We start from the raw sequence: 3,703 nt of genomic DNA, 5'->3' as shown, positions 1-3,703 counted from the left end.
GTCAGGCCCTGCAACGGTCGGGGCAGGTGGATCGCCGGCAGCCAACGCGCCAGGCGGCGGGCCGACGCGTAGACGCGGGCGGCGACGGCGGTGGCCAGCAGCGCCCACAACGACCACGCGGCGGCCAGTCCGACGACGGCCAGGAAACCGGGAGTGAGCGGTTCGTGGATCCACTCCCGCAGCAGGGCCGTTGAGGGAGACGGGACAGCGTCGCCGCCGACGCGTACCAGGACAGCGGGTACCCCGATCACGAGGACGGCCACTGCCGTAGCCCGAACCAGCGCGGACAACCGACGCAGCATGCGGTACCTCCTTCGGACAGGCGTGAGAGCCGGCCCGGGAAACGGGGACGCCGGGCCCGGGCGGCCACAAGGGGTGGGGATGTCATCGACGGTATGGCCACCGGATGCGGCCGGGACAGTGTTGGCGGGCTGACAGCACCTCACACCGCCTTACGCCGCCTTACAAACCCAGCTCAGCGGTACTGTCGGTGGCGGAGACGGTCGGATCCGGCCGGGCTTGGCAGCAGAGTCTTCTTCCCGCTCGGGTCGCGCCCGGTGCGCCGCCGCAACGTCAGGGTGGAGGTAATGGGCGCGGACGGCGGGCAGACACGGCCCCTTCCTTTCCTCACTGACCGAGGCGACGTCGCTGCGGTCTCCCGTCCGGGGACGTGGTGTCTTGGTGTTCGTCAACGTTGCCCGGATCTTCGGCACCCCCATGAGGCGACTCCTGCAGCGGGCACAGCCCTGACGCGAGGTACCGGAGGTGGCGCTTCTGAAAACTGAGAGCACGCCTCGCGTCGGCGATACCGTTTTATGAGCCGACTGAGGATGATCGTGGCGGCTACGCCGTTCGGGGGCGGTGTGGCCGGACAGGGACTGGACCTGGCCGAGAAGTGGGTGTCCTTGTCGTCGGACCGACGTCTGTGGCCCTTACCACGGCAGGGCTTGGGTTGGGCTGCTCACTTGGCGCGTCCGAGCTGGCCCGGGGCGGATACGCGACCGGTGAATGCCAGCGGGGTCGGCGGTGGCGATCGGCGGCGACAGCCACGGTGACGTCATCGTGTCGGACGTACCGACGATCTCGCCGTCTGCCTTGGTGGAGGGTGGGTAACCGCAGCCGACCAGCCTGACCGAAAGGGACGGCGTCCTTCTCGGCCGGGTCGTCGTGCAGGCTGCGGCGACCAAGCGCGGCATCCCGCGCGAACAGGGCAGCATCGGGGTGCACGGCGAACAGTCTCGGTCCGACACGCACTTCTGCGGTTCGCGTCTGACATTCCCGGCGCCAAGGCACGGCCACAGGTCGTGGCCGGTTCGAACGTTCTCACTGTCGGCGCAGCCAGCGCCTCTCCTTCCTCGCTCATTCGTGTTGATAGAGAGTCGAAGACGTTGGAGGCAGATCGGGCACCCAGTACGCTCCCCGTCATGCCGAGCCCCTTGTTTTCCACCTACCGCAGCGGCGAGAACCGCGTCACGTCGTCGACTATTGCGGTCTTCGAGCGGATCGACCTCGCTCTCGTGCAGGAGCTACTTGAGAACGCCAGCGGTATCGGAGAAGAGCTGCGCGCCGTCACCTTCGAGAACCAGGTGTTCAACGACGACTCGGTACCGGATGCGCGGATTTCAGCCCGGTTCACCTGGTGGTTCGAGACCAAGACGACTCGGGGTGGATACGCAGCCGAAGGGCATGGCCGGGACCAGGTACGCAACCACTCAAAGCAGCTGATAGGCGATCCGGACGCAAGGCTGTTCGTGCTCACCCCCGACCCCGCGCAGCCGACCTGGTTCGATGTGCTGGACGGCGTGGACGCGTCCGTGCGGGACCGGATCGTGTGGCTGTCGTTTCTGAGCCTCGCCGAGGCCGTCCGTGCCCTGCTTGCGGACACCGCCCGTCTGATCGGTGAGCAGACGAGGTTCCTGTTGACCGAGTTGGTGGCACTCTATGAGGCTGACGGGCTGCTCACAAGTGACGACACCGTGGTGGTCGCGGCTCGGGCGGCGTGGGGTGAATACCTGGAGTACGCGGCCTACGTCTGCCAGCCGAACAGATCGTTCCGGGAAGGCCTTACCCACTTCGGCTTCTACTACAAAGGGCAGATCCAGGCCATCGTCCCGAAGATCATTGAATGGGTACCGAAGGTTGTGTTCACCAAGGACATCACTGCCCGGTACGCGGCCGACGGCAAGGAAGCGCTGGCCACCGTAATTCGACGCATGCTCGCGGACGGGGTCCGCGCCGAAAGCGCTCCGCACGGTGTCGTGCTCCTGACGCCACCGGACCACCATGACACCGTCCGTCTCGGTGCGCCCATCGTCAACAATACGAAGACCGAGACGGGCAAGGCCTGGGCCTGGACGTTGGGGCAGCGCTACACGAGCCTCGACCGGCTAGCCGGCGCAGCCCACACCTCGGAGTTGTGACGTTTTGTCTACGGTCGATGGCGATCGCTAGAGCAGCGCGGCCGGCGCGAGCTGCCGGAAGTGTTCCGAGGATATGAAGCTGCGTAGGACGGGTGCGGCGTTGTCGGCCAGGTCGAGGGTCGGTACTTCTTCTGCGGGTACGAACTTCATGGCCTGACCTTCGCCTGTCACGATGTCTTCGGGGTTGGCGTTGGTGGTGGTGCAGTACACGTAGGCGGTGAGTCTTCGGTCGGCGGTGGTGCCTGACCAGAAGAGGGTCAGTTCGGCGTCGATGGTGAGGCCGGTTTCTTCGCGCAGTTCGCGTCGTGCGGCGTCTTCTGGTGTCTCGCCGGGGTTGACCAGTCCGCCCGGAATGCCCCAGCGGTTCGCGTCGGTGGGCGCGTGTTCGTCGCGTAGCTGCAGCAGCATGGAGCCGTCTGGGCGTACGAGCAAGATTCCTGCGGCCTGCATGTCTCGATCTTTCCATGTGACATGGGGAGTTCCCTGTCAGGTCAGTTCCTGAAGGCGCCGGGTGTCCGGTCATGCCTGGTGTAGATGATTGCGGATGCAGCGGTGCTCATCGTCGTCGGAGTGGTTGTTGGGGCCCTCCGACCGCGCCGGTGCCTACTGACCCATCGATCTGAGGGACAACTCATGCGGTATGACGCGCCCGCGACGCTGTTCGCGGGCACGGAGGAGGGCTACTCGGTCTATCGTCCACCGCATCCCGAGGTGTTCGTCGACCTCGTCGCTGGTCTCGACCCGGGTGGCCCGGTGCTGGACCTGGGGACAGGACCGGGCTCGCTCGGGCTCGGCATGGCGATGCGAGGCCGCGCCGTGATTGGCGTGGACGTCAGTCCGAAGATGATCGAGGTCGCCCACCAGCGGGCGGTGCACGTGGTAGTCGACGACGAGGTCTTCCACGTCCTGAGCGTGGAGACAGTCCGTTCGCCGAGGGCTCGGATCTTGGCGTGGTGTCGGTTGACGGACTTCTGCCGATGGGGCATGCGGATGCGGCAGCGTTTGAACGGGTCCGGATGGTGCCGCAGGTGCCTCGGTAGCCCTTGTCGGCGAAGGTCACCGCGTTGTTGCTGGCTAAGGCGTGTTTCATAAGCCCGGTCAGAGCCATTCGCAGATGATGGTGATGGTCAGGACGGCCTGGAACCGGACGGCCAGTTTGTCGTAGCGGGTGGCCACGCCGCGGTGGCGCTTGAGCCTGTTGATGCCGTTCTCGACGGCGTGTCGCTTCCGGTAGAGGTCTGGGTCGAACTTCGGTGGGCGTCCGCCGCGGCTGCCCTTGGCTT

General features: G+C 66.2%; 4 protein-coding genes and 2 pseudogenes. 2 read left to right on the top strand and 4 right to left on the bottom strand.

The window, feature by feature from the left end; all coding sequences use genetic code 11:
* Window positions 1–302, bottom strand: a pseudogene (locus GSF22_RS31850) (BTAD domain-containing putative transcriptional regulator); the annotation flags it as partial.
* Between the two features lie 1,122 nt (window positions 303–1,424).
* On the opposite strand from GSF22_RS31850, the gene GSF22_RS31845 reads away from it, so the two are divergent.
* Window positions 1,425–2,420 carry a hypothetical protein gene (locus GSF22_RS31845; protein WP_208817618.1) on the top strand — a complete coding sequence of 332 codons (996 nt, stop codon included), beginning with the start codon at window positions 1,425–1,427 and terminating at the stop codon, window positions 2,418–2,420.
* A 27-nt stretch (window positions 2,421–2,447) separates the two neighbouring features.
* Here GSF22_RS31845 and GSF22_RS31840 read toward each other — a convergent pair whose 3' ends face one another.
* Window positions 2,448–2,870: an NUDIX domain-containing protein gene (locus GSF22_RS31840; RefSeq protein ID WP_208817617.1), complete on the bottom strand. Its 423-nt coding sequence runs from the start codon at window positions 2,868–2,870 to the stop codon at window positions 2,448–2,450.
* A 153-nt stretch (window positions 2,871–3,023) separates the two neighbouring features.
* Window positions 3,024–3,323 (bottom strand): hypothetical protein, encoded by a 300-nt coding sequence (locus GSF22_RS36200; protein WP_244454518.1) that lies wholly within the window; start codon window positions 3,321–3,323, stop codon window positions 3,024–3,026.
* On the opposite strand from GSF22_RS36200, the gene GSF22_RS36195 reads away from it, so the two are divergent.
* On the top strand, window positions 3,216–3,512 hold the full coding sequence (locus GSF22_RS36195; protein ID WP_439957834.1) for a hypothetical protein: 297 nt from the start codon (window positions 3,216–3,218) through the stop codon (window positions 3,510–3,512). The two genes, GSF22_RS36200 and GSF22_RS36195, sit on opposite strands and share 108 nt — an antisense overlap.
* Before the next feature lie 6 nt (window positions 3,513–3,518).
* Here GSF22_RS36195 and GSF22_RS31830 read toward each other — a convergent pair.
* Window positions 3,519–3,703, bottom strand: a pseudogene (locus tag GSF22_RS31830) (IS5 family transposase); the annotation flags it as partial.

The sequence above is a fragment of the Micromonospora echinofusca genome, from assembly GCF_017614955.1.
GTDB classification, from domain to species: Bacteria; Actinomycetota; Actinomycetes; order Mycobacteriales; family Micromonosporaceae; genus Micromonospora; species Micromonospora echinofusca_A.
Note: the sequence above shows the minus strand (reverse complement) of the source record. Positions and strands in the feature narration are given on the sequence as shown.

Bases quoted from the DNA above. Each gene is read 5' to 3' on its own strand.
- GSF22_RS31845 (WP_208817618.1), top strand. From the start codon at position 1,425: ATGCCGAGCCCCTTGTTTTCCACCTACCGCAGCGGCGAGAACCGCGTC.
- GSF22_RS31840 (WP_208817617.1), bottom strand. From the start codon at position 2,870: ATGCAGGCCGCAGGAATCTTGCTCGTACGCCCAGACGGCTCCATGCTG.
- GSF22_RS36195 (WP_439957834.1), top strand. From the start codon at position 3,216: ATGGCGATGCGAGGCCGCGCCGTGATTGGCGTGGACGTCAGTCCGAAG.